Annotated in this window: 20 protein-coding genes, 1 rRNA gene and 2 riboswitches; of the genes, 3 read left to right on the forward strand and 18 right to left on the reverse strand. The window is 39.8% G+C overall.

Translation table 11 applies throughout. The features are described from left to right. From ACFTQ7_RS19040 to rihC, 6 genes are all read right to left on the reverse strand, one after another. Positions 1-1,146, reverse strand: a 16S ribosomal RNA gene (locus ACFTQ7_RS19040); the annotation flags it as partial. A 550-nt stretch (positions 1,147-1,696) separates the two neighbouring features. Then, complete coding sequence (locus ACFTQ7_RS19045) at positions 1,697-3,001, reverse strand: NCS2 family permease (RefSeq protein WP_386830394.1); 1,305 nt, start codon at positions 2,999-3,001, stop codon at positions 1,697-1,699. 133 nt (positions 3,002-3,134) lie between these two features. Next, a riboswitch (purine riboswitch) is annotated at positions 3,135-3,236 on the reverse strand. Between the two features lie 243 nt (positions 3,237-3,479). Beyond that, a complete protein-coding gene (locus tag ACFTQ7_RS19050) occupies positions 3,480-4,148 on the reverse strand; it encodes an MOSC domain-containing protein (RefSeq protein ID WP_386830395.1) in 669 nt (222 codons plus the stop codon). A 437-nt stretch (positions 4,149-4,585) separates the two neighbouring features. Beyond that, positions 4,586-5,512 (reverse strand): ribokinase, encoded by a 927-nt coding sequence (rbsK, locus tag ACFTQ7_RS19055; protein WP_386830396.1) that lies wholly within the window; start codon positions 5,510-5,512, stop codon positions 4,586-4,588. Positions 5,513-5,577: 65 nt separating this feature from the next. Next, on the reverse strand, positions 5,578-6,936 hold the full coding sequence (dcuC, locus tag ACFTQ7_RS19060) for a C4-dicarboxylate transporter DcuC (protein ID WP_386830397.1): 1,359 nt from the start codon (positions 6,934-6,936) through the stop codon (positions 5,578-5,580). A 27-nt stretch (positions 6,937-6,963) separates the two neighbouring features. Next, on the reverse strand, positions 6,964-7,887 hold the full coding sequence (gene rihC / locus ACFTQ7_RS19065; protein WP_386830398.1) for a ribonucleoside hydrolase RihC: 924 nt from the start codon (positions 7,885-7,887) through the stop codon (positions 6,964-6,966). 219 nt (positions 7,888-8,106) lie between these two features. On the opposite strand from rihC, the gene ACFTQ7_RS19070 reads away from it, so the two are divergent. Together ACFTQ7_RS19070 and ACFTQ7_RS19075 are read left to right on the forward strand one after the other, a co-directional pair. Continuing rightward, a complete protein-coding gene (locus ACFTQ7_RS19070; RefSeq protein ID WP_386830446.1) occupies positions 8,107-9,093 on the forward strand; it encodes a LacI family DNA-binding transcriptional regulator in 987 nt (328 codons plus the stop codon). Positions 9,094-9,569: 476 nt separating this feature from the next. Beyond that, a complete protein-coding gene (locus ACFTQ7_RS19075) occupies positions 9,570-10,022 on the forward strand; it encodes a tyrosine-type recombinase/integrase (protein WP_386830399.1) in 453 nt (150 codons plus the stop codon). A 99-nt stretch (positions 10,023-10,121) separates the two neighbouring features. On the opposite strand, the gene guaA is transcribed toward ACFTQ7_RS19075, so the two are convergent. The 12 genes from guaA to ACFTQ7_RS19135 all read right to left on the reverse strand — a co-directional run bounded on the left by guaA (position 10,122) and on the right by ACFTQ7_RS19135 (position 23,910). Further along, a complete protein-coding gene (guaA, locus tag ACFTQ7_RS19080) occupies positions 10,122-11,672 on the reverse strand; it encodes a glutamine-hydrolyzing GMP synthase (protein ID WP_386830400.1) in 1,551 nt (516 codons plus the stop codon). A 151-nt stretch (positions 11,673-11,823) separates the two neighbouring features. Continuing rightward, positions 11,824-11,925: riboswitch (purine riboswitch) on the reverse strand. A gap of 35 nt (positions 11,926-11,960) precedes the next feature. Then, positions 11,961-14,147: a transglutaminase TgpA family protein gene (locus tag ACFTQ7_RS19085; RefSeq protein WP_386830401.1), complete on the reverse strand. Its 2,187-nt coding sequence runs from the start codon at positions 14,145-14,147 to the stop codon at positions 11,961-11,963. Then, positions 14,144-15,325, reverse strand: a complete 1,182-nt coding sequence (locus ACFTQ7_RS19090; RefSeq protein ID WP_386830402.1) for a DUF58 domain-containing protein — start codon at positions 15,323-15,325, stop codon at positions 14,144-14,146. The genes ACFTQ7_RS19085 and ACFTQ7_RS19090 overlap by 4 nt, the downstream gene beginning before the upstream one ends. Continuing rightward, positions 15,322-16,266, reverse strand: coding sequence for an AAA family ATPase (locus ACFTQ7_RS19095; RefSeq protein WP_386830403.1), 945 nt, complete (start codon positions 16,264-16,266; stop codon positions 15,322-15,324). The genes ACFTQ7_RS19090 and ACFTQ7_RS19095 overlap by 4 nt, the downstream gene beginning before the upstream one ends. Positions 16,267-16,502: 236 nt before the next feature. Then, a complete protein-coding gene (locus ACFTQ7_RS19100) occupies positions 16,503-17,183 on the reverse strand; it encodes an ABC transporter ATP-binding protein (RefSeq protein ID WP_349661923.1) in 681 nt (226 codons plus the stop codon). Between the two features lie 169 nt (positions 17,184-17,352). Beyond that, entirely contained in the window at positions 17,353-18,165 is an 813-nt protein-coding gene (locus ACFTQ7_RS19105; RefSeq protein WP_386830447.1) for an ABC transporter permease, read from the reverse strand. Next, a complete protein-coding gene (locus tag ACFTQ7_RS19110) occupies positions 18,165-18,617 on the reverse strand; it encodes a nitrous oxide reductase accessory protein NosL (RefSeq protein ID WP_386830404.1) in 453 nt (150 codons plus the stop codon). The genes ACFTQ7_RS19105 and ACFTQ7_RS19110 overlap by 1 nt, the downstream gene beginning before the upstream one ends. Beyond that, entirely contained in the window at positions 18,614-19,885 is a 1,272-nt protein-coding gene (locus ACFTQ7_RS19115; protein WP_386830448.1) for a right-handed parallel beta-helix repeat-containing protein, read from the reverse strand. Before ACFTQ7_RS19115 ends, ACFTQ7_RS19110 begins: the two co-directional genes overlap by 4 nt. 60 nt (positions 19,886-19,945) lie before the next feature. Further along, complete coding sequence (locus ACFTQ7_RS19120; protein WP_386830405.1) at positions 19,946-20,584, reverse strand: nitrous oxide reductase accessory protein NosL; 639 nt, start codon at positions 20,582-20,584, stop codon at positions 19,946-19,948. Positions 20,585-20,961: 377 nt separating this feature from the next. Beyond that, positions 20,962-21,282, reverse strand: a complete 321-nt coding sequence (locus tag ACFTQ7_RS19125; protein WP_386830406.1) for an NAD synthetase — start codon at positions 21,280-21,282, stop codon at positions 20,962-20,964. Between the two features lie 320 nt (positions 21,283-21,602). Next, positions 21,603-22,427, reverse strand: a complete 825-nt coding sequence (nadE, locus tag ACFTQ7_RS19130) for an ammonia-dependent NAD(+) synthetase (protein ID WP_386830407.1) — start codon at positions 22,425-22,427, stop codon at positions 21,603-21,605. 22 nt (positions 22,428-22,449) lie between these two features. Further along, positions 22,450-23,910, reverse strand: coding sequence for a nicotinate phosphoribosyltransferase (locus ACFTQ7_RS19135; RefSeq protein WP_386830408.1), 1,461 nt, complete (start codon positions 23,908-23,910; stop codon positions 22,450-22,452). A 312-nt stretch (positions 23,911-24,222) separates the two neighbouring features. On the opposite strand from ACFTQ7_RS19135, the gene ACFTQ7_RS19140 reads away from it, so the two are divergent. Then, the gene (locus ACFTQ7_RS19140) at positions 24,223-24,564 is read left to right on the forward strand and encodes a P-II family nitrogen regulator (protein ID WP_197142910.1); all 342 of its coding nucleotides are present in this window, start codon (positions 24,223-24,225) and stop codon (positions 24,562-24,564) included. Positions 24,565-24,571 lie beyond the last annotated feature (7 nt).

Consider the following 24,571-nt stretch of genomic DNA (forward strand, 5'->3'; position numbering starts at 1 on the left):
AATGATGGCAACTAAGATCAAGGGTTGCGCTCGTTGCGGGACTTAACCCAACATCTCACGACACGAGCTGACGACAACCATGCACCACCTGTCACCGTTGTCCCCGAAGGGAAAACCATATCTCTACAGTGGTCAACGGGATGTCAAGACCTGGTAAGGTTCTTCGCGTTGCTTCGAATTAAACCACATGCTCCACCGCTTGTGCGGGCCCCCGTCAATTCCTTTGAGTTTCAGTCTTGCGACCGTACTCCCCAGGCGGAGTGCTTAATGCGTTAGCTGCAGCACTAAGGGGCGGAAACCCCCTAACACTTAGCACTCATCGTTTACGGCGTGGACTACCAGGGTATCTAATCCTGTTTGCTCCCCACGCTTTCGCGCCTCAGCGTCAGTTACAGACCAGAAAGTCGCCTTCGCCACTGGTGTTCCTCCAAATCTCTACGCATTTCACCGCTACACTTGGAATTCCACTTTCCTCTTCTGCACTCAAGTCCCCCAGTTTCCAATGACCCTCCACGGTTGAGCCGTGGGCTTTCACATCAGACTTAAAGGACCGCCTGCGCGCGCTTTACGCCCAATAATTCCGGACAACGCTTGCCACCTACGTATTACCGCGGCTGCTGGCACGTAGTTAGCCGTGGCTTTCTAATAAGGTACCGTCAAGGTACAGCCAGTTACTACTGTACTTGTTCTTCCCTTACAACAGAGTTTTACGATCCGAAAACCTTCTTCACTCACGCGGCGTTGCTCCATCAGGCTTTCGCCCATTGTGGAAGATTCCCTACTGCTGCCTCCCGTAGGAGTCTGGGCCGTGTCTCAGTCCCAGTGTGGCCGATCACCCTCTCAGGTCGGCTACGCATCGTCGCCTTGGTGAGCCGTTACCTCACCAACTAGCTAATGCGCCGCGGGCCCATCTTATAGCGACAGCCGAGACCGTCTTTCAGTATTTCACCATGAAGTGAAATAGATTATTCGGTATTAGCCCCGGTTTCCCGGAGTTATCCCAAACTATAAGGTAGGTTGCCCACGTGTTACTCACCCGTCCGCCGCTAACGTCAAAGGAGCAAGCTCCTTATCTGTTCGCTCGACTTGCATGTATTAGGCACGCCGCCAGCGTTCGTCCTGAGCCAGGATCAAACTCTCCATAAAAGAAATTTGATTAGCTCAAATTGTTTTGCTGGCATCATGTTTGATGTCCAAAATTTTGTTTCGTTCACTAACTCAAGGTTAGCTACTAAAAACTTTATTGATTACGTTTTGCTTGTTCAGTTTTCAAGGTTCATTTGTTTGTCGCATTTAAGTGACTTTCTATATTTTAACATGTTGTTAACTTTATGTCAACTATTTATGTTAATGTTTTGTTGTTGTTGTTGATGTTTCTTTCGTAACAACGCTTATAAATATATCACCTTAATAGTAAGTTTGCAAGCGGATTATTAAAGTAAAACTATTCTAATTAAATAAAAAAGGAGTTTCTTCTATAATATGTGAATCAACTTCAACTACATATGAAAGTGATATGCTTTACATTGACACTATAACCGCTGATCTCTCATATTAGTAGCTTCCCTTTTTCTAGTCATTAAAATCCTTTTATATTTTTATAGTTTTTAATTCTCCAATAAGAAAGCACCTACAATTGTTAGTTTCATTTCTAACAATTGTAGGTGCTTTTTATATTTCTATTGTGTATTTATAATTAGCGTACCCAGATAAAGTATGCAAGGAAGACAAAGAACAATCCGTACATCATAGGATGAATTTCTTTTTTACGACCCGCTAAAAGCATTGTTACTGGATAGAATACAAAACCTATAGCAATACCAGTAGCAATTGAGTAACCAAGAGGCATCATAATTACTGTAAAGAAAGCAGGTACTGCAATTTCGAATTTATCCCAATCAATTAAACGCAATGAGGATACCATCAAAACACCTACAATAACTAGAGCTGGTGCTGTTACCGCTGGAGTTACCACAGCAAGTAACGGTGAGAAGAATAACGCTATCAAGAACAGAATTGCCGTTACAACAGCAGAGAAACCTGAACGAGCACCTGCTGCTACACCAGAAGTTGACTCTACATACGCAGTAGTTGTTGATGTACCAAATAAAGAACCAATTGTTGTTGCAAGAGCATCCGCCATCAATGCACGGCTTGCACGTGGTAATTTATTATCTTTTACTAATCCCGCTTGTGTTGCAACTGCCATTAAAGTACCTGCTGTATCAAAGAAATCCACAAACAAGAATGTTAAGACAACAACTAAAAATTTAACGTTTAATAATGAATCGAAGTCATGAAAAATTGGATCTAAAGCTACCATAAATGTCGAATCCACGCTCGGAATAGCTGAAACAACCGCTGCAGGTGGATCAATCACACCAGTAATTATACCAACAATTGCTGTTATAACCATCCCTAAGAAAATACCAATACTGCGTAGTTTAATAATAAGAATAATTGAAAGGACAATCCCAAATACAGCTAGTAAAGTTGAACCAGTGAATGTTCCTAATGTAACTAATGTAGCTGGGCTATCTACGAGGATATCCGCTCCTTGTAACCCTACAAATGTTATAAACAAACCAATACCTGCCGAAACCGCATATTTAAGTTGGACCGGAATTGCATTAATTACTGTTTCACGAATACCCGTTAGTGAAAGAAAGATAAAGATAATCCCTGAGAAGAAAACACCTGTTAAACCAGTCTGCCAAGGAATACCGTAAGCTCCAACTACAGTGAAGGCAAAGAATGCGTTTAAGCCCATACCAGGAGCAAGGGAAATTGGGAATTTAGCGAATATACCCATAATCAGAGAACCGACTGCAGCTGCTAATGCTGTAGCTACGAATACAGCACCTTTATCCATCCCTGCATTTTCTAAGATGCCAGGGTTAACAGCTAAAATGTAAGCCATAGCAAGGAATGTAGTAATACCACCTATTATTTCGCGGCGATAATTAGTTCCTAATTCATCGAACATGAAATACTTTTTCATTTTAAAGAAATCCTCCGTATGGTCGTCTTCAATATCGAAAACAAAAAAGACACACTGACTACTCTACTAGTCGCATGTCTACGATACATTTCATCACCGTTATTGTGAGAAATTAATTTAGTGTCTATACATTAATATATATAACTAAAATCGTAGTCAAGTTATTTACGGTAACTTGGTAGAAACTCACGGGCCTTATCCCCGACATTATACGACGACTTATTTAATTTACAATCGTAATATATCATTTCATTTTTTAGATTTCAACCCTATTTCCGAACATTTTTTATAAATATCACGAGAAAGTTCGTGTAAATTTCTTATTTGACCTCTTTCAGTAGATGACACATTTTAAGAAATCGTTTAGGACTTAATGCTTTATCGATAGTTATAAAATAAAAAATCCCCTAGAATTCATTCGAATTCTTGAGGATTTTAATACAGTGACTGTAGGAGTTCTCCCTTGATCAACATATATTTAATTCATCACTTTACTTTGCAAGAGCTGAATCCTTTTTTCTAATTTTTGTTTCCAATCTTCCGCTAATGCATCAACCGCTTGAATTCGTTTCATCGCTAGTGCGTCTTTGTTTTTAAAATACACTTCGTTGCAATGCAAAACTGAAACACACGCAGAATGCTTTTCCACTAATTCAATTTTTGAATCTGCACGGATTGTCCCTTCTTCCAGTACACGTGCAAGAAAGCCCGTATAACCTGTTTCAATTAAACGTTTGAGTAATATGTTCGCCTCAGTATATTTATCAATCGTACTACATGGTACACGTCCTTGGGTAATTTGGATGACAGCATCACCTATTTTATAAATATCGCCAATACAAACATCCGCTTCTAACATATTCGTTACTGTTAAATTTTCACCGAATGCCGCTGTCGGCAATGGTTTACCCAGTTCCTGCTCCCATTGTATGTAATGCTCCGCAGGATATAAGCAAACAGCGCGGTCAGGACCACCATGATGTTTTTTATCTGCTACATCGTCCCCCTCAAATCCACGAGCGGACAAATAAACTTCTTCCACTTTTCTTTTTTCAATCCCTGTAATCATTGAGCGCCCATTACTATAATGCAATTCTTTTGGCATACCAATAGCAAGTGTATGTATCATCGCTATATTGTTTTCCATTTCCATCCCCCTAAACTAAACAACGACATTGAGTCCTATTTATATTTATTAGTTTACTATACCCAGGCTGCAATAAGTCGATCCATTTTCCACTCATTTGTTTAGTACCGTCGTTTAGCTTGCCTAGTGTAGAAGTTTCAAATTTTTCTTCTCCAATAATATACGGCGGGTTTGCATTATTCCAGAGATGCTGGTATGGAATAATGGCTCGCAAATTTCTGGATAAGCGAGATGTGAAACGCACGTGTCACCCCTTACATGGTGCGTGGATTGAAAAGTATGAGCCGATTGACGAGGCGTCCCAAACCATTCAAAAGCATGACAAATTGGCCGCTCATTTCCGTAGCCGGTGTGCACGAACACCGAGCCTCTGAAATGAGCGGCCTTATGGGCATGTCTGCTATATGCTATTCATTCTTGCATGCGATCCACTAACCTTAAGCTTGTATGTCTATTAGCTCATGAATATAGGGAATGGATTGGAATGCTCCTTTGCGCTGTACGACAATAGCTGAGAAGCGGTTGGCAAACTGCACGGCCTCAATAATGTTATCGAGCGGCTTATCGCTATAGGCATCTAACTGTGTGCAGAACGCACCAATAAAGCTGTCGCCTGCTGCTGTCGTATCAATGGCTTGTACACGCTGTGCAGGAATCGGTATGGAGCCATCTCGATGGCAGATTAGGATTCCTCGTTCGCCAAGCGTCACGATAACCGAGCCGACGCCTTGCTGTATTAGCTTGTAAGCCCCTTCACTTATCGATTCGTTGCTGTCGGTGTCGCAGCCTGTAATGATGTGCATCTCACTTTCATTCGGAATAAGAAAGTCTGTCAACTGCAGTAACGATGCCGGAATTTGTTTGGCAGGAGCAGGGTTCAGCACGGTAATCTTGCCCTTTGCTCTGGCTAGTGCGAATGCGTGCTCAATGACTGGAACAGGAACCTCGAACTGAGCAAGTATGATATCAGCATCTGCAATCATCTGTTCGGAATGATCGATATCGGCTGGCGTAAGCCCCATGTTAGAGCCTGAATTAACCACAATCATATTGCTCCCACTGCTACCAAGCAATATGATAGCTTCTCCTGTTGGCAAATTAGCGTCTACATAAATATGATCAGTGGAAACCCCTTCTTGCTGCAGGGTAGTCACTAATTGCCGTCCGAACTCATCTGCCCCGACTTTGCCGATAAAGTTTACTTCAGCCCCTAATCTTGCCGCTGACACCGCTTGGTTAAAGCCTTTTCCTCCTGGTCCTGTCAGCTTGCTTGTTGCCAATATAGTCTCTCCTTGGCTCGGAAGCGACTCAAGCAATAGACTTGTGTCCATGTTGATGCTCCCAAGCACGCCTATTTTCTTCATCTCTTATTCACTTCCTATCCTTACAACACAACTTGCCTATACTTTGCCTAACCTCTTAATAGATATTAAGAGAACATGATATATGACAAGACTAGCGTACTGATAATGCCTACGATGATCGGTACAGATGTACGCTTCACTACAGCAATAGGACTAACCTTGATGATGCTACATACGACGATAATACATGCAGCAACTGGTGAAATCGAACGCACAAGGTTAGCGATTAATTGCATCGGAATAGTGAGCATCGCGCCATTAATCCCTACATTCTCCGCAATGTCAGGCAGCATACCTACAGAAGCGTAGAATACGGCTAAGCCGCCACCGCTAATCAGACCAATCAGTGCTGTAACGCCAGAGAATGCGAACATGAGAATCATGCCTGCACCATTAATATCTTTGACCGAATCGGTCAGCATTTCTACAATTCCGAGAGTCTGCAAGCCATTGACGAGCAAGCTTGCAGCGACAAGCAACGCCACAACCATCGCAAGCCCGTTACCCATGCCATTGAAGAATACCATCAGATCTTCGAATACAGGCTGAGCCTTGCGCTTGCGCAGAAGCTCGATAATTACCGTAACAATCAGTGACAGGAACGTAATTTCGACGAGTCCAATCTCGATTGATGTAATAAAAATACCGAATACGGTAATGAGAATGAGCGGCAGCACAGGCAGAATTCCATAATAAGCTGGCGGCAAGTCATCACGCAATACTTGAAGTTTAGAGTCGTCAATTTCACCTGTATTCGGATTCTTCTTATCCATATATTTCTGCCAGAAGTAATGAGCAACCGTCATGAGCAGCAGTGTAGGAATGGAAATAGCAGCATGATACTTCAGCACATAATCCATTAAATCAATGCCTAGTGTCTGGGCAGCGATAACATTATCAGCCCCCAAAGGAGTAGGCATGATGGTTGCAGTTGTCGCAATAACAGCACCTGCTGTTAAGCTCGACATCCCGATGCGATTCAAGACGGGATACAAGGTAGCCATCAATAATACGGCGAGACTTGATGCGCTTGGCACAACAAGTGACAGCAAGTTCCCGACAATAAAGATGACTGGAACTAATACATACACAGATTTGATCTTCGACAATGGTTTCATCAAGGTTTGAACGGTTACTTCGTTAGCGCCAATATGCGTCATATAAGTAGAGAAGCCGAAGAGAACCATGATCGTCATCCCGATATTGCCAAGATTGCTAATAAAAATTGTTGTGATGGATTTGATGGGATCTAGCCAAACCGAGCCTGTCGTTTCATCTTCTGGCAAGATCGTATGTCCCATAAATGCCGCACCGTAAAGAAGCAGAATACCTCCGATGAATAAAGCGATGGTAGCGTTAATTTTCTTGTAAATCAGATAGCCCACCAACACGACTACGACTAGAGCGAATATAAGTTCTGTCAAATGGATTCTCCTCCTTAGAAATCTTAATTACCGCGCTGCTGCCAAGCACTTCACTGCCCACATCCGGAATGCCTCGACATCGATATCAAGACATACGGTTGTGTTAGGTGGTTGCTGATACCGGTTCTTCTGATCTACAATCGTTGTGCCTCTTGTATAAGCGCCTGCGGTCTCCACATCGACGAAGCACTTCTTCGTTGTAAACAGTTCAGGCTTGACCAGATAAGCAATCGCACACAAATCATGCATCTTAAGCCCTGTCTTCAAGCTTCCGCCACGATAATGCTGGAATAGGGAGTACATCATCTTGCCCGTCTCATTCTGATCGCGAATCGCGATGACATTGTCTGGAGTCAAAGTCGCTTTGCTTGTCACATCAAGTCCCACCATCGTAACATCGAGTCCTGAACTGAACACGATCTTGGCTGCTTCCGGGTCTGCAAAGATGTTGTATTCCGCTGTCTGGGTATGATTTCCACCGTTTGCTGAACCACCCATCAAGACAATCCGCTCGATCCTGAAATAGCACTCTGGATATAGTGATAACAGCAAAGCAATGTTCGTTAATGGACCAATCGGTACAAGTGTCACTTTCTCTTCGCTATTCATAAGCAGCTGCCTAATGGCATTTACGGCGTGCTCTTGATGGATGGCAGCTTTCGCTTCAGGGAATTCATACCCATCCATACCTGATTCGCCGTGAATCCGACTGCTATCCTCATATTCCGTACAAAGCGGCTTGCTTGCTCCTCTTGCAACAGGGGTGAACTTGTCGAAAAATTGGACGAGTTTGAGTGCGTTGTTCGTTGTTTTGTCAACATCTACATTGCCTGCGACTGTCGAAATCAGCTTAACTTCAAGCTCTTCATGATGTAATGCGACACCAATGGCAACGGCATCATCGATTCCTGGATCGGTGTCAATAATAATAGGAATTCTCTGTACAGTCATGCTTCTCAACATCCTCTCAAATGGATAATTAAACACACAGCAACCCATTCACATCCAATGTGTAACCGGTTACCTATTTGCCATCATCTTATCGCAGGAATGAAAGCGCTGTCAATCAGTATTTTTTTGTATTGACAATGACTATGTGCAATCGGTATCATAAATATATTTCGTACTCAACGCTGACGATACATTAGGGGTGAAAGGAGTTGAAGGATAATCGCAACGATACGAGATGTCGCTAAATTAGCAGAGGTATCCGTAGCGACAGTGTCTCGCGTCCTGAATCGCAAAGGATATGTGCATGCGGATACGGTACAAAGAGTGAATGACGCCATGAAGCTATTGAATTATACACCAAATGACATTGCAAGAAGCCTCTCCAAAAAGTCTTCCAAGACGATTGCCTTATTCATTCCGGATATTACGAACCCTTTCTTTAATGAACTCGCCCTTGCTGTGGAAAAAACCATGCAAAAATACCAGTACACAACGATTCTATGCAATACGAATGATTCTCCTAAACTGGAAAGACAGTATATTCAGTCATTAAAGCACAAGTATATCGATGGATTTATTATGGCATCCAATACGTTATCTGTTGAGGAGATTGAGCAGCTTCAGATTCCGATGGTTTCAGTCGATCGTATCAGCTCTCCTGCTGTGCCTACGGTATCCTCACAAAATCGCAAGGGTGCCCGCTTAGCTGTGGAAGCTTTGCTTAATCAAGGCTGTACAAAGATTGCCCATTTTAGAGGACCCAAAGGGCTATGGATTGCGGATGAACGCTGTCAGGGCTATCTTGATCTGGTAGAGGAGCTTCCCTGGTTTACAACAAAGCTGATTGTCGATGGCAATTTCCAGCTTAAAGGGGCTGTGGAGGCTGCTAATCAGCTTTTTGACAAGTATCCTGATATAGACGGAGTATTTGCAGGCAATGATCTGATAGCGATCGGCGTGCTACGCGCGATGCAGGAGCGAAGTATTCATGTACCTGATCAGGTGCAAATTATCGGTTACGATGGCATTCCACTTACAGAGATGGTATACCCGGAGCTGAGTACAGTATTACAGCCAATCTATGAGATGGGGGAGCTTGCTGCGCAAATTCTGATCAATAAAATTGAACAGGAGCCGCTTGTTGCAACGCATCATCAGTTGGAAGTTAAGCTTGTTCAACGTGGCACAACACGACATAAGCACTAAGCAAAATATGACGTAAGGCTGACGATGATTATTTTTCTTAAAGAGCAGTGTTGTACCTCTAAAAAACACCCTGTCCCTGTCAACAAGGCACAGGGTGGTATGCGTTAACAAACCGATCGGAGAACGGTACAGTTGCCATTGAGCGTATACGAAGGTTTACGGGGAGCAAGATGCATATAATGTCAAAAAGAATTGAAGAAACTTCTTTCCTTAAGCATAGATTCACGAAAAAATGGGACTTCTAAAAAAACTCATGAAAATCCACAAACTTTAGATAGCTATGAATAATTCAGGATACATATTCACTCACTTTAAAAACTCCATTTCTTTAATGCAACTGTACAAAAGAGTTAATGTCTATATCCCCCTAACCTTAATTTTTATTTTACTGCTCCCCCATAAAATGCGCGATGCCCCTTGGGTAGTCTATTCGCAGAGTAATAATACCAATAATAACCTTTCTTTGGTTTACAATTTTGTTTATCTACTCCATTTATAGGAGTACCCTTAGCAAGTTTTCCAGCAATCGAGTAATCGCAATAGATGACAATACCCTAGAACATTTAAGACAGTGGAAAGAAATACAAGATAAAAATATACCTTCAAAATATGTTGGATTACCTACTAACAAACACGCACCAAAGCATATTATTGACAGACATTCAAAATTAGCTAATGTACACTGTACTAAAACTCACGCACTCCGCCACTCTCACGCTTCATTATTAATCTCTATTGAAGAAAATGCTTTGATAATCAGAGATAGGTTAGAGCATGAAGATATCCAAACCACCCTAGGAGCATACGGGCATTTATACCCAAACACAAATAAAGATGTTGCTAGAAAACTAACAAATGTTATCCAAATATCTGAATCAAATATTGAGAGAAAATTCATTTCCAACCAACACGTCCGAAATCATGAGTAAATCAATATAAAATTATTTGGATTGGTTGCAAAATGGTTGCACTTGAACATAAAAAAAAGCCAGAAACCCTGTTAAATAAAGGATTTCCAGCTTATTTTCTTATTCCCACTCGATAGTTGCTGGTGGCTTAGATGTAATATCATACAGTACGCGGTTAACGTGTTTTACTTCGTTTACTAGGCGGACAGAGATTTTCTCTAATACATCCCAAGGAATGCGTGCCCAGTCAGAAGTCATACCGTCGATAGATGTTACCGCACGGATACCGATTGCATAGTCATACGTACGTGCATCGCCCATTACGCCAACTGAACGGATGTCCGGTAATACCGTGAAGTATTGCCAGATGTCGCGATCAAGACCAGCTTTTGCGATTTCCTCACGTAGGATGAAATCAGCTTCGCGTACGATTTCTAGTTTTTCTTCTGTTACTTCACCAAGTACACGGATTCCTAGACCAGGACCTGGGAATGGTTGACGCCAAACGATTTTTTCGTCAAGACCAAGCTCTAAACCTAATGCGCGCACTTCGTCTTTAAATAATGTGTTAAGTGGCTCAATTAATTTGAATTGCATGTCTTCTGGAAGACCACCAACGTTATGGTGTGATTTAATAGTTTGTGCAGTTGATGTTCCAGATTCAATGATATCTGTGTAAAGCGTACCTTGTGCTAGGAAGTCCATTCCTTCAAGTTTAGCTGCTTCTTCATCGAATACGTAAATAAATTCGTTACCGATAATTTTACGTTTTTGTTCTGGATCAGAAACGCCTGCAAGTTTATCCATGAAACGTTGACGTGCATCAATTTTAATAAGATTCATGTCGAAGTCTTCTGTGAATGTTTTCATAACTTGCTCAACTTCACCTTTACGGTTTAAGTTGTGGTCAACGAACATACAAGTTAGTTGGTCGCCAATTGCTTTATGAATTAGAACAGCAACAACTGATGAGTCTACACCGCCTGAAAGTGCACATAATACTTTTTTGTCGCCTACTGTTTCGCGGATTTTTGCGATTTCAAGTTCAATGAAGTTTGCCATTGACCAATCGCCTTTTGCTCCACAAATATCGAATACGAACTGACGTAATAAGTCGTTACCGTATACAGAGTGACGTACTTCTGGGTGGAATTGTACTGCATATAGTTGACGTTCTACATTTGCCATTGCAGAGATAGGGCAAGCAGCACTTGTTGCGATTACTTCAAAACCAGCAGGTACCTCTGTTACATGGTCACCGTGGCTCATCCAAACGATTTGTTCAGTTGGTAAGTCACCGAATAACTTGTTTGAAGCTGTTACTTTAATTTCTGCTTTACCATATTCACGTGTTTCAGCACCTTCAACTTTACCGCCTTGCGTATGTGCCATTAATTGCATACCATAGCAAATACCTAGAATTGGTAAGCCTAATTCAAAAATAGCTGGGTCTACATGGAATGCATTCTCGTCATAAACTGAGTTTGGACCACCTGAAAAGATAATACCTGATGCATTCATATTTTTAATTTCTTCTGCTGTAATCGTATGAGGATGTAACTCACTGAAAACACCAAATTCACGGATACGACGCGTAATCAATTGGTTAAATTGGCTACCAAAATCAAGAACGACGATTTTTTCTTGCTCTAATAAAGGGCTAGCTGACAATATTTCCACCTCTTCTACTATTTTTAAAGGACTTTTCATATGTTCAAAGAAAAACGCGTATGAAAGTAAAAACTTCCTACGCGTTCATAAGCTCTTGATTTATAAAGGCGAATGCGTAGCAAAGAAAAGTGATTTACTAACCTTCTCACCTAACCAAAACATCCACCTTCATAGAGAAATCATTTATGGTGATCTCGTAGAAACATCCGAACCTTATTATCGAACTTATATGAAAGCAATCCTAATCATATATAATTTTTTTCATTTTACTCTTTGTACCCATCAAAATCAACTGATAGTGCGATTGATTAAATTTTCCCAACTTTCTTTCAGTTTCACAAAATCAACCTCTTGTTTATCCTTGCCATAAATATGTTGTTCATACACAGCGGTCAGTTTCTGCATCGCTCCTGTCTCTAACGCTTCATCAACTCGTTCAGCAAATGCACGTAATGTTTCGCCATCTTTCCGGCGTAAGCCAATACGAGATAATTGCTTCGTTAAAACCTGGTAAGATGCATCAAAATTTGCCCAGTCCGCTTCTTTTTTACGAAATACTCGTACTTGCATTTTAGGTATCCACGTTTTACGTTGCATAAACAAAGCGATACTAGCGATAATCATCAAAATGACTAGAGCAATCCATACGTAAATATGCTTTTTCATCCATGTCCACACAGAATCAAAGCTAAATGATGTTGAGTTAGAAGTTTCTTTCTTCGGCTCTTGCTCTTCCTTCTTTGGTTGCTCTTGCTTTTTTTCTGGCTCCAGTACTTGCTCCTGCTGAGGAGTATCTTGCTCAATATCATAATCGATATTCACATTTCCTGAAAATCCAATTGTCGGTTCAAACTCCATCCACCCTGTTCCAGGTATATACGCTTCCACCCAAGAGTGTGCATTATCATTGGTAATTTGATACTCTTGTAAACCATCTGATATTCGACCAGGATTACCAGGTGCAAAGCCTTTCACCCAGCGTGCAGGTATCCCTGCCGAACGGAGGAGCACAACCATTGATGTTGAGAAATTATCACAGTAGCCGATTTTAGTATCGAATAAAAACTGATCAACATAGTCCTGACCCTCAGCAGGGATGGCTACTTCTTTTTTATCGTATCTAAAGCCATGAGATGAAAAATACTTTTCAACTGCTTTTATTTGATCATAGACCGAAGCTTTACCCTGTGTGATTTCTTGCGCTAAATTCCCTACACGTTGTGGAAGTGTGTCTGGCAATTGTAAAAACCGGTCAAAGGACGGATCTACTGTTTTTAGCGTGGATGGGTCTGCCATTTGGAGCTGTTCCATGCTAAATACTGGCTCACTATAAGAGATCGTATAGTTAGATAATAATTTTGACTCGCCATTCTGTTGTTCTATTGCTATTTTTTCAGTGTGTTCATCTTGAATAAAGAGCGGTGAATCCTGGGTAGAAACAGATATCATGCCATATGTTTGAATTAAAAAAGGCATCGGAACAGCAATGTCCATTTGAACCTGTCGCTCAGTTTCAGGGGATCCAACTTGTAATGAAGTTTGGATAGGAGTATTGGTCTCGTAGACATTTTTTCCAAAGTTCCCCTCAGAAAGAATCCAGCCCTTCGAAGTATAAGTATCCTTTGTATCGATACGCCAATAATGACGATCACGGGTAGATGCCGTAAATATTAGTGTATTATCACCTTGGAACGGTCCCCCTAATTGGCTATCGTCTTCGCTGTAACCAACTGTTTTTTCGCCTGTTCCAATGCCATCTTGCCCTGCCACCCCCTTAATAAAAGGGACTGGATCAGCCCAAGTTGGCCCTGTCTTAGGTAAATAGAATGCCACTCCACTAACAAGCATTACCGAAACAACCATCGGAATAACCAGCTTCCATTTTCCTATGAAATTGCTCTCTGCATCTGTTTGAAGCCATAAGCGCTTAACAAAAAGCAAGCCTGTCATTATTAATCCAAGCACAATAACTTTAACAATTGCCACCTTTCCATCATAGTCACTAAATGTATCTAGTGTGGCAATAAAGAATACTGTTAAAGCAAAGAAATAGAATATATTTTTTCGCACGGTTATCCAGTGGTGTATCAGGTATATTAACATCCAAATAAGCGCAACGAAGAGCACCGTTCTAAATGAATCCGATACTTTTCCAAAATCGCCCGAAAGGAAGGCAGTCATATTCCATTTCCATTCATGCATTAAAAACGGTATTGTCTGTCCAGAAAAAAAGGGACTTTCACTATAAACAAACACTATAAACCAAGTAATATAACCAAATTTCACCAATCCCGACAGTATTGGGTGCACTTGAAATAAACTGAGTACCAATGATAAACCGATGAACACTAAAAATAAATGAAACACTCCTGTATTTGTTAGCTGCATTACAGGAATAAGCCATTCACGTAAAATTAGAAAAATAATTACGTATGCTATTGCTAATTCGATAAAATTTCCTAGTGATTTTTTCACGGCTTCATCACCTCCGTGAACAAATGGTAATAATCTGTTGGATTTACATGTACAACTTGAATTTGCCTATAACGCTTTGCCAAATTTGTTTGCATAGGCGGCTCCTCCGCTACTACAAAACAAATACAGCTTTTCACCATATTGGCAAGAGAATGTATTAATTCATCTGATACTTCATTCGTAATATATAGTAATGTTGCAACATGCTTAAACAATTGCTGATCTCGAAATTGGAATTTGACAGTTTCAGCAGGTTTTATAGCAGCTAAATGGTGCATTACTTGATCTAGCTGCTTATTACCTTGAATAATCGGAAACACCTTCGTGTTAAAACCAGCTGAAACAAACGAAATATCTCCACGTTCTTTGACAATGGTTTGTAGCATCGATGCTACAAGCTCAATTTTTTCTTCAAATAAGGAAGACTTTCCGGCATGGAGTAATAGCATTAACTCCTGTGATTGTCGATCTTCAAATTCTTTAGATTGCAACGTTTGTGTTTTCGCAAATGATTTCCAGTGAATCCACGAAAAACGGTCACCTGGAACATACTCACGTAAACCAACAGCCATTGATGTATCCTTAACAATTGAATAAGGTGACATCATTGTACCAACATCAAATTTTGTTTGAAGCGCGGCATACCTCATTTCGCGTACTCTCGGGTATACTAAAATGACTTGTTCCTTGTCTGCCACAACTCGCTTTTTTGCCCAGCCAAAAAAATCACAGAAAACAATATTAACACCTAAGTAACGATGCTCGCCACGGGACATATTTCCCAGCACATAATTCCAGCTAAATTTTTTCCTGAAGCCAACGAACTTAATGGTATTCGTTCCTTGTACCCTTGATTGAATAAGGACTTCACTGTTTACAAGTTCCTCCATCATCATATAAGCAAACGGAAAGCGTGTTTTTCGCTCTACCGTAATTGTTACCTTAGCAGATTGTCCACTCTCTACGCGAGAGGGCTCAATTTTGCGTTCCACCAGTAAAATATCTTCTTTCACTAGTAAGAAAATAAGTGCGTATAACAAAAACGGACTAACTGTAAAAAATACAAACCAACTGACAAACCCACCTTGGAACATGGCATAACAAAACGTTATGATCATTAACAAAGAAACTAAAAGGAAATGTTTACTTTTCTCTATTAAGGCTTGCCATTTTTTCATTGCTCTGCAAACCTCTTTGTTGGCACAGGTACTTTCGCAATAATTCGCTCAATAATTTCTTCTGCCGTTACGTTATCATAGCGAGCATCTGGCTTTAATATTAAACGATGGCTAAAGACAAATGGTGTTAAATATTGAACATCATCAGGAGTAACAAAACTACGCCCTTTTATAAATGCATACGCTTGTGAAGCCTTCATTAAAGCAATCGTTGCACGAGGACTTACTCCTAAATGTACATAGTTATTTTCCCTCGTTTGAGTCGCCAATTCGACCATATAGTTTTTGACTGAATCCTCAACATACACACCCTGTACAAGCTCCTGCAATTCAATTAATTGCGCAACTGTTAGTACTGCTTCAATTTTTTCAATCGGTTTACCATGCTCAGCACGACGAAGAATCTCCACTTCTTGCCCTCTTGAAGGATAGCCCATTTTTATTTTTAGTAAGAAACGATCTAACTGTGCTTCTGGTAACGGATATGTCCCTTCATGCTCAATTGGATTTTGAGTGGCCATTACGAAAAATGGTTGGTTGATTGTTAAGGTTTTACCATCAATAGTAACAGATGCTTCCTCCATCCCCTCAAGTAAAGCAGATTGCGTTTTTGGAGATGTACGGTTAATTTCATCCGCTAAAATTACATCTCCCATGATCGGACCAGGTCGAAATTCGAATTCCAGCGTTTTCGGATTATAAATCGACACCCCTACAACATCTGACGGTAATAAATCCGGTGTAAATTGAATCCTTTTAAATTGTGCCTCAAATGTTTTTGCCAGTGCTCGAACCATCATTGTTTTACCGACACCTGGTACGTCCTCAAGTAAGATATGTCCCTTTGCTAGCAGGGCTACTATGCTAAGCTCTGCAACCTCTCTTTTGCCAATCATTACTTTTTCTATATTTTCTAATACATTTTGTATTTGTGAATTCATAAATTAAAAAACCTCCTATTTCACCCGACAATTATTCGAATTGTATGATAACTTACTTAAGAATAACGAAATATGTTTAGTAACACAATTATATGAGACGTTCATCTATTGCTTTACCACTATAGTTCGGCACTTAGCGAGAAAAGTAATAATACTTCAGCATGAAAAAGAAGGCCTGCCTGAATACAATCAAAGCAAACCTATCTTTTAGTATAACGTCATTATCTATCAGAATGTTACAGATTTAATTTTTTTAACCATAAATTCTCTAACGAAGATGAATTTTCTTGTAAAAGTATTTCCTCTAATTCACCAGAAATAAGTATGTTCCCTTCGTGTAAAACCAACACATCGTCCGCTACTTCTTCCGCAAAAGACAGTAAATGCGTAGAAAATATGACCGTGCAGCTCCTTGCTTTTTCCTCTAGCATCATTTTTTTCAGCTCTGCAATCCAGAAAGGATCGAGCCCATTAGTCGGCTCATCTAAAATAAGCAAAGAGCCTTCACCGAGTAAACTTTGAGCGAGATTAAGCCTTTGCCGCATCCCCTTCGAGAAATGCTTCACTTTTTGCTTTCGAACATCCCATAAAGCAACGCGGCTTAGTACTTCCTCCTGTTCATTTTTACCAATCTTCTTTAAAGAGGCAAGTAGTTGCAAAATTTCTGCTGCTGTTAACATAGATGGAAAGTCCACATCATCAGGCATGTATCGAATGGCTTGTGGTTTATGCCATATTATTTCTCCTGATTTTTGCTTTTCCTGTCCAGTTAGCAGGCGAATTAAAGTACTCTTACCAGCGCCATTTCCCCCTACAAGCGCTAAAATACGCCCCGTTTGTAAAGAAAAGGAGGCTTCATGAAGACCTCTATTATTATCATAGATATTCGATAACTTCTTTGTTTCTAATAGCATCATCTTCTATCCCCTTTCTATCAATTATGCCGCGGCATAATTGCGTCCAGAATCGGCTTTGTGCTTAGGCCTGCATGATGCAGGTCAGTTAGCCGTTATCGCATGGATGCGATGGTTTTAGGCTAACATCCCCAAAGAACTCCTTTCAATTCTGTGACATCCGCCGGAGGCTTTAACTTCTTTCACTGAAAGAAGTTAAAAGTAAGTTAGTGTAAGCTAACGGACATACTACCCAAAGCAATGTCACAGCTATGTATACTGCATAACCTAGTGGCGACGAATAAAACTGCGTTACTTTATAAAATGCTGGCCCAAGAACACTCGCCTGATCTGTAAAAATAAAGTATCCAAAGCGTAGCCACTCCACAGGATTAATATGTATCGCTATAATCGTCAGTTTTTGAAGAGTATGACCAGCCACAACAGTTCCGATAGCCATTAAAGCGTAAGAGATAAGCAATAAAAAAACGGACCAAAGAACAAGTGACAACGACAGTGCAAATAATCTTGTTTTTGCAAAGGCTCCTACTGCAATGCCCAATGACACAAAAATGAAAATGCATAGCAAAGTTAGAACAATGAAGATAAGTGGCAAACGCACTCCTCCAAGAAAACCACCCATCGCTAATATTACGCCAAACGCCACGGCCACGACTAATAGAAAAGCAAGCACAGAGGCAATATACTTTCCTGCAATATATTGCCTACGTGTCATTGGATATGTCTTTAATAAAGAAAACCATCCTGATTCCACATCACCAGCTACACTCATACTACCGATCGTTAATATAAACAGCGGCAATAAAAACAACAATACATTTAAAAAGGAGGCTGTCTGTCGTGTAAAACCGTCTACATCTGGTAATGCCATTTGCTGAATGACAATGATAGCTGTAAACACGAACGTGAAAAGTAAGCCTACAAGTTGCATCCATCGACTTCTGAGCATTTGCTTTAATTCTAGTTTAATAAGCATACTATTCATCAATTATGGATCCCCCATTTAAAATCATGTAAATCCTTATAGGCTAGTAGCCGGCCTTCTCCCTCTGTCTTCATCCATTCCTGTGCCGATTCCTTCGAATCGAATGCAACTACCCCATAATTCATCGGTGTCCAATAATCTTTGTTGTACACATAAATAGCGTTAAAAACGTCAATCCATTCATTTTTTGCCGCATCTTTAATAAAGGCTGCTCCAACCTCATCTTCCCCGTTCGCTTTCAAATATTCCATAAGGCAACCAATATCATCAAAAATTTCATAATCGCCATTTTTCAAAGCAATCTGGCCAGCATATGCATTATGAACGATACTCATATTACAAATTTTACATACATCAGTTTCACTAACTATTTCACGAGGCTCATATGTTTTTTCACTACATCCCACCAATACACCACAACATAGCAATACACTCATCAGCCATTTTTTCATTCTGTGATCCCTCTTTTCCATAGCCATAAACTACTTAGTGCCAAGAATAAACCTACTAGCATTTGTACCACGCTCATCTTGTTCTTCTCTTGCAAATGCTTCATCGCCAATTTCGGCGTATGATCAACAAGCATATTCTTTTCAGTTTTATTAATTTGCTGATCCAAAGATGTCAGTAAAAGGACGCTCGGAGATGCTACAAAATATTGGTAAACAGGCTGGCGTACCATCCATTGACCAAAGCTTGACACAGCCACATATGGAATATCACCGATGCCATTGTCTTTTAAATCAATCCCTGAGTAATCATCATAATAATTATTTTTCAGTTGAAAGCCTTGCTGATCGGAGCGCGCCGTTAAAATATTCCCTGTAAAGTTATTACTACTAGCCAATGTGTCGTTACTGACCTTTGTACCTTCAAGGGCAGTTTGGTTCATCTGAAAATCATTTGTTTCAATTTGGATAGTTGAACTTTTCTGCATCGCAACACCCGTCCGATTATTTTTGATTGTATTATGTTTAATTTTTGCTTGCTTCACATCATACAGCAGCATACCGTAGCCATTAAAATCAAAATGATTAGCTATTGTATTATTTTCAAGGAGAATGTCTGTTGTCATCATTATCATAAGGCCAGTCACATTGTGAACATATGTATTAAAAAGTGCTTTGGCATCACTTGTATACATAAAATGCGTACCATAACGACTGCTCGTCACCTTATTACGTTGAACAACAATACGCTTTACCTCCTCTACATAAATTCCATCCTGCACTTGCTCAATAGTATTGCCTTCGATCGTAATGTCCTCACTTTTAAAAACAGCCAACCCATTACCTTTTTGGGAATAATGATCCTCGATACCAGTCACATTGATTTCCTGTATGCGCACATGTTTGGAGCGTTGTATATGAACACCTGTATGAACATCTTTCATTTGTAACTTACGTAGCTCAAGTCCATCTACATTACTAACAACGATTGCTTTACTTTTTCCTGATAACGTTATATTTTCCACACTGACATTAGTAGTGTTTTCAATTCGAAGTGCTGGTTTGTCACTTTCACCGATTAGTTCAGTTCCCTCTTCGCCTTGTAGTTTTATCGGTTTTGTCACAATAAAATTACCTCGGTAACGACCAGCAGGAATATGAACGACCTCCCCTGGCTTTGCGACATTAATCGCCTCCTGTACATCGAAATCAGCGTACACTGTCTGACTCATGAATAGAAAAAATAATAAGGCCAACCCTATTTTTTTCACCAATCCTTACCTCCCAGTTCAACACGAAAAGACTAGAGGGATCCCCCCTAGTCCATTCGGTTAATGACTATGACCGTCTTGATTCTTTTCTTCTATATGCATGGAGTCAGATTCACCTTTGGCCTCTTTTTCAGCTTTTTCTTTCATTTTCTTTTCACGACGCTCTAATGCATCGTCTTTAATTTTTTGTAATTCCTCTACATGTGCAGTTGGATTGTCAGCGATATATTTGTCTGCATCATCTTTATCTTTGAAATAAACATATCCCCAATTCATCGGAGATTTTAGGTCTGTTTTGACGATAGTTGCATCATCAACCTTTACCCAATCTTTTGTATTAAAATCACGTACAAATTTTTCGTTCTTTTCATTATTTGCAACCTCGGCATTTACTAAACAGCCGATGTCATCATAAAAGGTAACTGTTCCATCCTCTTTTATTGCTTGAGTAGAGAATTCCCCCATATCTTCGTCCTTCATATATACTTTCATATTACACATTTCACACATTGTATCTTCTTTTGGCTCTTGCAAACGTTGATCCACTAAAGAAGCGACTTGCGTAGATTTATCCTTTGCTTCTGCCTCATTTGCCGTGATATCTTGCTTCGTTTCTTCTTTCTTCACTTGATCTTTGTCTGTACCACAAGCCGCGAGTAAAAGTGATGCAGCTAGTACTGGTAACCATATTTTTTTCACAATTGCTTCCCCCAATTTCGTTTTTCTATTACTAATAATTACTTTACAGATAAGTTGTGAAATAAGTTAAAAATCACTGTGAAGTATTGGAAAAATTATCTTGAATATTCATTGAACGTCTCGACTTCAAATATTTTGAATGAAACATATATACTTTCTATTTTTTATAATGCTATCGGCAAAACAAGGGGGTGATTTCCGTTCCGGCTGGGCGCTTTGTTGTTTCTTGGTCTACAGAAAAGTGAGTAGCCTGGAACAGAAGTCACCCTATTCAAAGTGCCTCACAATTCATAAAGATTTTATTGACACTACTTTGGTTTTCAATATAAAAAAACTCCCTACATCCTGAATGATGTAGAGAGTTTGAATTTATGATGTTATATAGAAGAACGGTAACTATTGAGAAACTTCTTTTGCTTGCTGACCAGACTTAGCTTTACAGCAGTTTCATTTAATCCATTACGTATTTGTAAATCGTAAGCATTGTCCACAAAACTAGCCGCTACTTTATTGGGACGTTGCTGCTGGATTTGTTTATTGTTACTTAAATGCTTTTTATCTTTATTCTTTAGCAAACTGTTTTTAAACTGTTTCTTCGGATTTTGTCCGAAATTATGGCTTAAATCCCCAGCATGTAAATACTGTTGTTCGTTACGAAATATACTACTAGTCGTCGAACTTACTCTAGAAGTCCTCATAAATAATTACCCTCCTTTACTTTTTATCAACTTTGTAGGTATATATATCGACATTATATGCTCGAACTTAATAATACAGAACCAAATTGCTTTAAAAAATAGAAAAGAGCTATAAGAAAAAATATTTTCCACTCTTTCTCATAACTCTTTTCCTAAATATTTATATATCAATCAAAGCGTAGCGTCAGCAACAAATGTTTTAACTGTGCGAAAGCGTAGCGTCAGCAACAAATGTTTTAACTGTGCGAAAGCGAAGCGTCAGCAAAAAAGCGCCCAGCCGGAACGGAAATCAACCCCCACGCTATGGTGATAGCTATATATTACTTCCAAAAATCATCGAATATTGTAATTGGCATATGGCGTTTGTGCTGTGAACGTAAATAATGTCCTTCTAATGTTTCACGAGCTTCTTCAGGGATAGCCTTACCCTCTAAATAATCATCAATTTGGTCATACGTTAAACCAAGCGCTACTTCATCTGGTAATGAAGGACGATCTTCCTCTAAGTCAGCAGTTGGTATTTTTAAATATAAGTGATCTGGGCAATCAAGTGCAGCTAACAACTGCTTACCCTGACGCTTGTTGAGACGGAAGATAGGCATTAAATCTGCACCGCCATCCCCAAATTTTGTGTAAAAACCTGTAATTGCCTCCGCAGCATGATCTGTCCCAAGCACAACAGCATTATTCATAGCAGCGATAGAATATTGCACCTTCATTCGCTCACGTGCCTTTTCATTCCCTTTTGCAAAATCGCTTAGTTCAATACCTGCATTCATTAATGCTCTAACACTTGCATCGACTGCATCTTTAATGTTTACTGTAAAAGTTTTCGTAGGTTTGATATAGTCAATCGCATCTTGACAGTCCTTTTCATCTGCTTGCACACCATATGGTAAGCGAACAGCCCAAAATGAGTACTTCGCTTCTCCCATTTCGGCATTTAATTCGTCAACCGCAAGCTGCGCTAATTTCCCAGTTAATGTGGAGTCTTGACCACCTGATATTCCGAGAACAAACCCCTTTACAAAACTATAGCGACGCGCATATCCCTTTAAAAAATCAATGGATTTGCGAATCTCTTCCTGCGCATCAACAGTAGGTAATACACGTAATTCCTTTATGATTTCTTGTTGTAATGTCATTTTGTCCTTCACTCCTTACGCTTTACAATCGATTGACCATTTCACTTACTTCTTCAATATTGCGCATTTTATTATTCCAGCATTTTTGGCTTAAATCGACTGGGTATTCCTCAGGATTCATAGCACGTTTATATTCATCCCATAACAGTTCTAAATTATCTGCTGCATAATCGCGCATTTCTTCCAAAGTAGGATTTTGATAATGTATTTCGCCATTTTTAATCACTTGTTGATGTAGGTTTTTAGCTTCAAAGTTTGTAACAAATTTTGATACGAATGTATGAACAGGATGGAACATTTTAATGCGTTCCTCTGATTGAGGATTTTCATCGTGCATCGTAATGTAATCTCCCTCTGCCTTGCCATTCTTTTTATCAATAATGCGAAATACATTTTTAAGACCTGGCGTCGTTACCTTTTCAGCATTCGCAGAAATTTTAATCGTATCTTCTAATTGCCCATCGTTATTTTCAATAGCGACCATTTTATAAACAGCCCCTAAAGCTGGTTGGTCATATGCAGTAATGAGCTTCGTACCAATTCCCCACACATCAACTTTTGCACCTTGAGCCTTTAAGTTTAAGATCGTGTATTCATCTAAGTCATTTGATACGATAATTTTAGCGTTCTGGAAGCCTGCCTCATCTAACATACGACGTGCTTCTTTTGACAAGAAAGCTATATCTCCACTGTCTAATCGAATTCCAATAAAATTAATTTTGTCTCCAAGTTCTTTAGCCACTTGGATTGCTGTTGGCACACCCGATTTTAACGTATTGTAAGTGTCTACAAGGAATACGCAATCACGATGACGTTTTGCATAGGAGTGAAATGCATCATAATCATTTTTATAAGCCTGTACAAGTGCATGTGCATGTGTACCTGATACCGGTATATTAAAGAGTTTACCTGCTCGCACATTGCTAGTTGAAGCAAAACCACCAATAAACGCCGCACGCGTTCCCCAAATTGCTGCGTCCATCTCCTGAGCGCGTCGAGTACCGAACTCCATCGCCACTTCATTTTTTATAATTTGTTTAATACGACTAGCCTTTGTTGCAATTAAGGTTTGGTAATTCACAATGTTAAGTAATGCGGTTTCAATTAGTTGCGCTTCCACTAACGGCGCTTCAATGCGGATAATTGGTTCATTAGCGAAAACAGTTTCTCCTTCCACCATAGAATACATATCCCCTGTAAAACGAATATTTTTTAAATACTCGATAAAATCCTCTTTATAACCAACCTCTTCACGCAAATACGCTATGTCTGAATCACTGAAGCGAAAATCACGTAAATACTCAAGAATTCTCTCTAATCCCGCAAAAATTGCATAACCATTGCCAAAAGGTAATTTTCTAAAATATAGTTCGAAAACTGCTTTTCTATTATGTATACCATCAGCCCAATACGATTCTGCCATATTGATTTGGTACAAGTCGGTGTGTAGCGCTAAGCTGTCATCTGCATAGTTTGATCTCACAAGAAACCCCTTCTTCCGCTTTGATAATTAGTCCTAGTATACACTATATACCCAAATTCTTGCGTATTACATTCTCCAACTTTAATGTTAGGTTTCCTCACACTAATAATCAGAAAATTTAGAAACGTTCACATTTTAGACACGCTTTTTAGTACCGCTTTCATTCCCCTTTTAAAAACATTTTCAGCAAACTATTACGAAAGACGAAATATTACATGTAATGAAACATAACATGAATGTTCAAATAATTATTGCGCCGTTTTTCATAGCGTTTTAACATGTAAATTAAATTTACTCAAGGAGCTGATATTGATGAAAAAAATAGAAGCAATCATCCGTCCCGAAGTTTTCGGCTCGGTTAGGGACGGACTTGCACAGGAAGGAATTGCAGGGCTCAGTGTTTCAGAAATTGCTGGCTGCGGTCGTCAATTAGGACGTACAGGGTTATTTCGTGGAAATACCTACGAAATTGAATTTTTGCCAAAGTTGAAATTAGAAATGATTGTTGATGACGAAAAAGTAGATCCTATTGTTGAAGTTTTATTGCGTAAGGCAGCAACTGGCAAGGTTGGAGATGGTAAAATCTTCGTTTATCCAATAGAACAAGCAATTCGTATCCGGACAAAAGAAGTCGGATCAATTGCAGTAGAATAAGGGGGCG

The sequence above is a fragment of the Lysinibacillus sp. NPDC056959 genome (assembly GCF_042674095.1).
Lineage (GTDB): Bacteria > Bacillota > Bacilli > Bacillales_A > Planococcaceae > Lysinibacillus > Lysinibacillus zambalensis.

Bases quoted from the DNA above. Each gene is read 5' to 3' on its own strand.
- ACFTQ7_RS19045 (WP_386830394.1), bottom strand. From the start codon at position 3,001: ATGAAAAAGTATTTCATGTTCGATGAATTAGGAACTAATTATCGCCGC.
- ACFTQ7_RS19050 (WP_386830395.1), bottom strand. From the start codon at position 4,148: ATGGAAAACAATATAGCGATGATACATACACTTGCTATTGGTATGCCA.
- rbsK (WP_386830396.1), bottom strand. From the start codon at position 5,512: ATGAAGAAAATAGGCGTGCTTGGGAGCATCAACATGGACACAAGTCTA.
- rihC (WP_386830398.1), bottom strand. From the start codon at position 7,887: ATGACTGTACAGAGAATTCCTATTATTATTGACACCGATCCAGGAATC.
- ACFTQ7_RS19090 (WP_386830402.1), bottom strand. From the start codon at position 15,325: ATGAAAAAATGGCAAGCCTTAATAGAGAAAAGTAAACATTTCCTTTTA.
- ACFTQ7_RS19095 (WP_386830403.1), bottom strand. From the start codon at position 16,266: ATGAATTCACAAATACAAAATGTATTAGAAAATATAGAAAAAGTAATG.
- ACFTQ7_RS19100 (WP_349661923.1), bottom strand. From the start codon at position 17,183: ATGATGCTATTAGAAACAAAGAAGTTATCGAATATCTATGATAATAAT.
- ACFTQ7_RS19105 (WP_386830447.1), bottom strand. From the start codon at position 18,165: ATGAATAGTATGCTTATTAAACTAGAATTAAAGCAAATGCTCAGAAGT.
- ACFTQ7_RS19110 (WP_386830404.1), bottom strand. From the start codon at position 18,617: ATGAAAAAATGGCTGATGAGTGTATTGCTATGTTGTGGTGTATTGGTG.
- ACFTQ7_RS19125 (WP_386830406.1), bottom strand. From the start codon at position 21,282: ATGAGGACTTCTAGAGTAAGTTCGACGACTAGTAGTATATTTCGTAAC.
- nadE (WP_386830407.1), bottom strand. From the start codon at position 22,427: ATGACATTACAACAAGAAATCATAAAGGAATTACGTGTATTACCTACT.
- ACFTQ7_RS19140 (WP_197142910.1), top strand. From the start codon at position 24,223: ATGAAAAAAATAGAAGCAATCATCCGTCCCGAAGTTTTCGGCTCGGTT.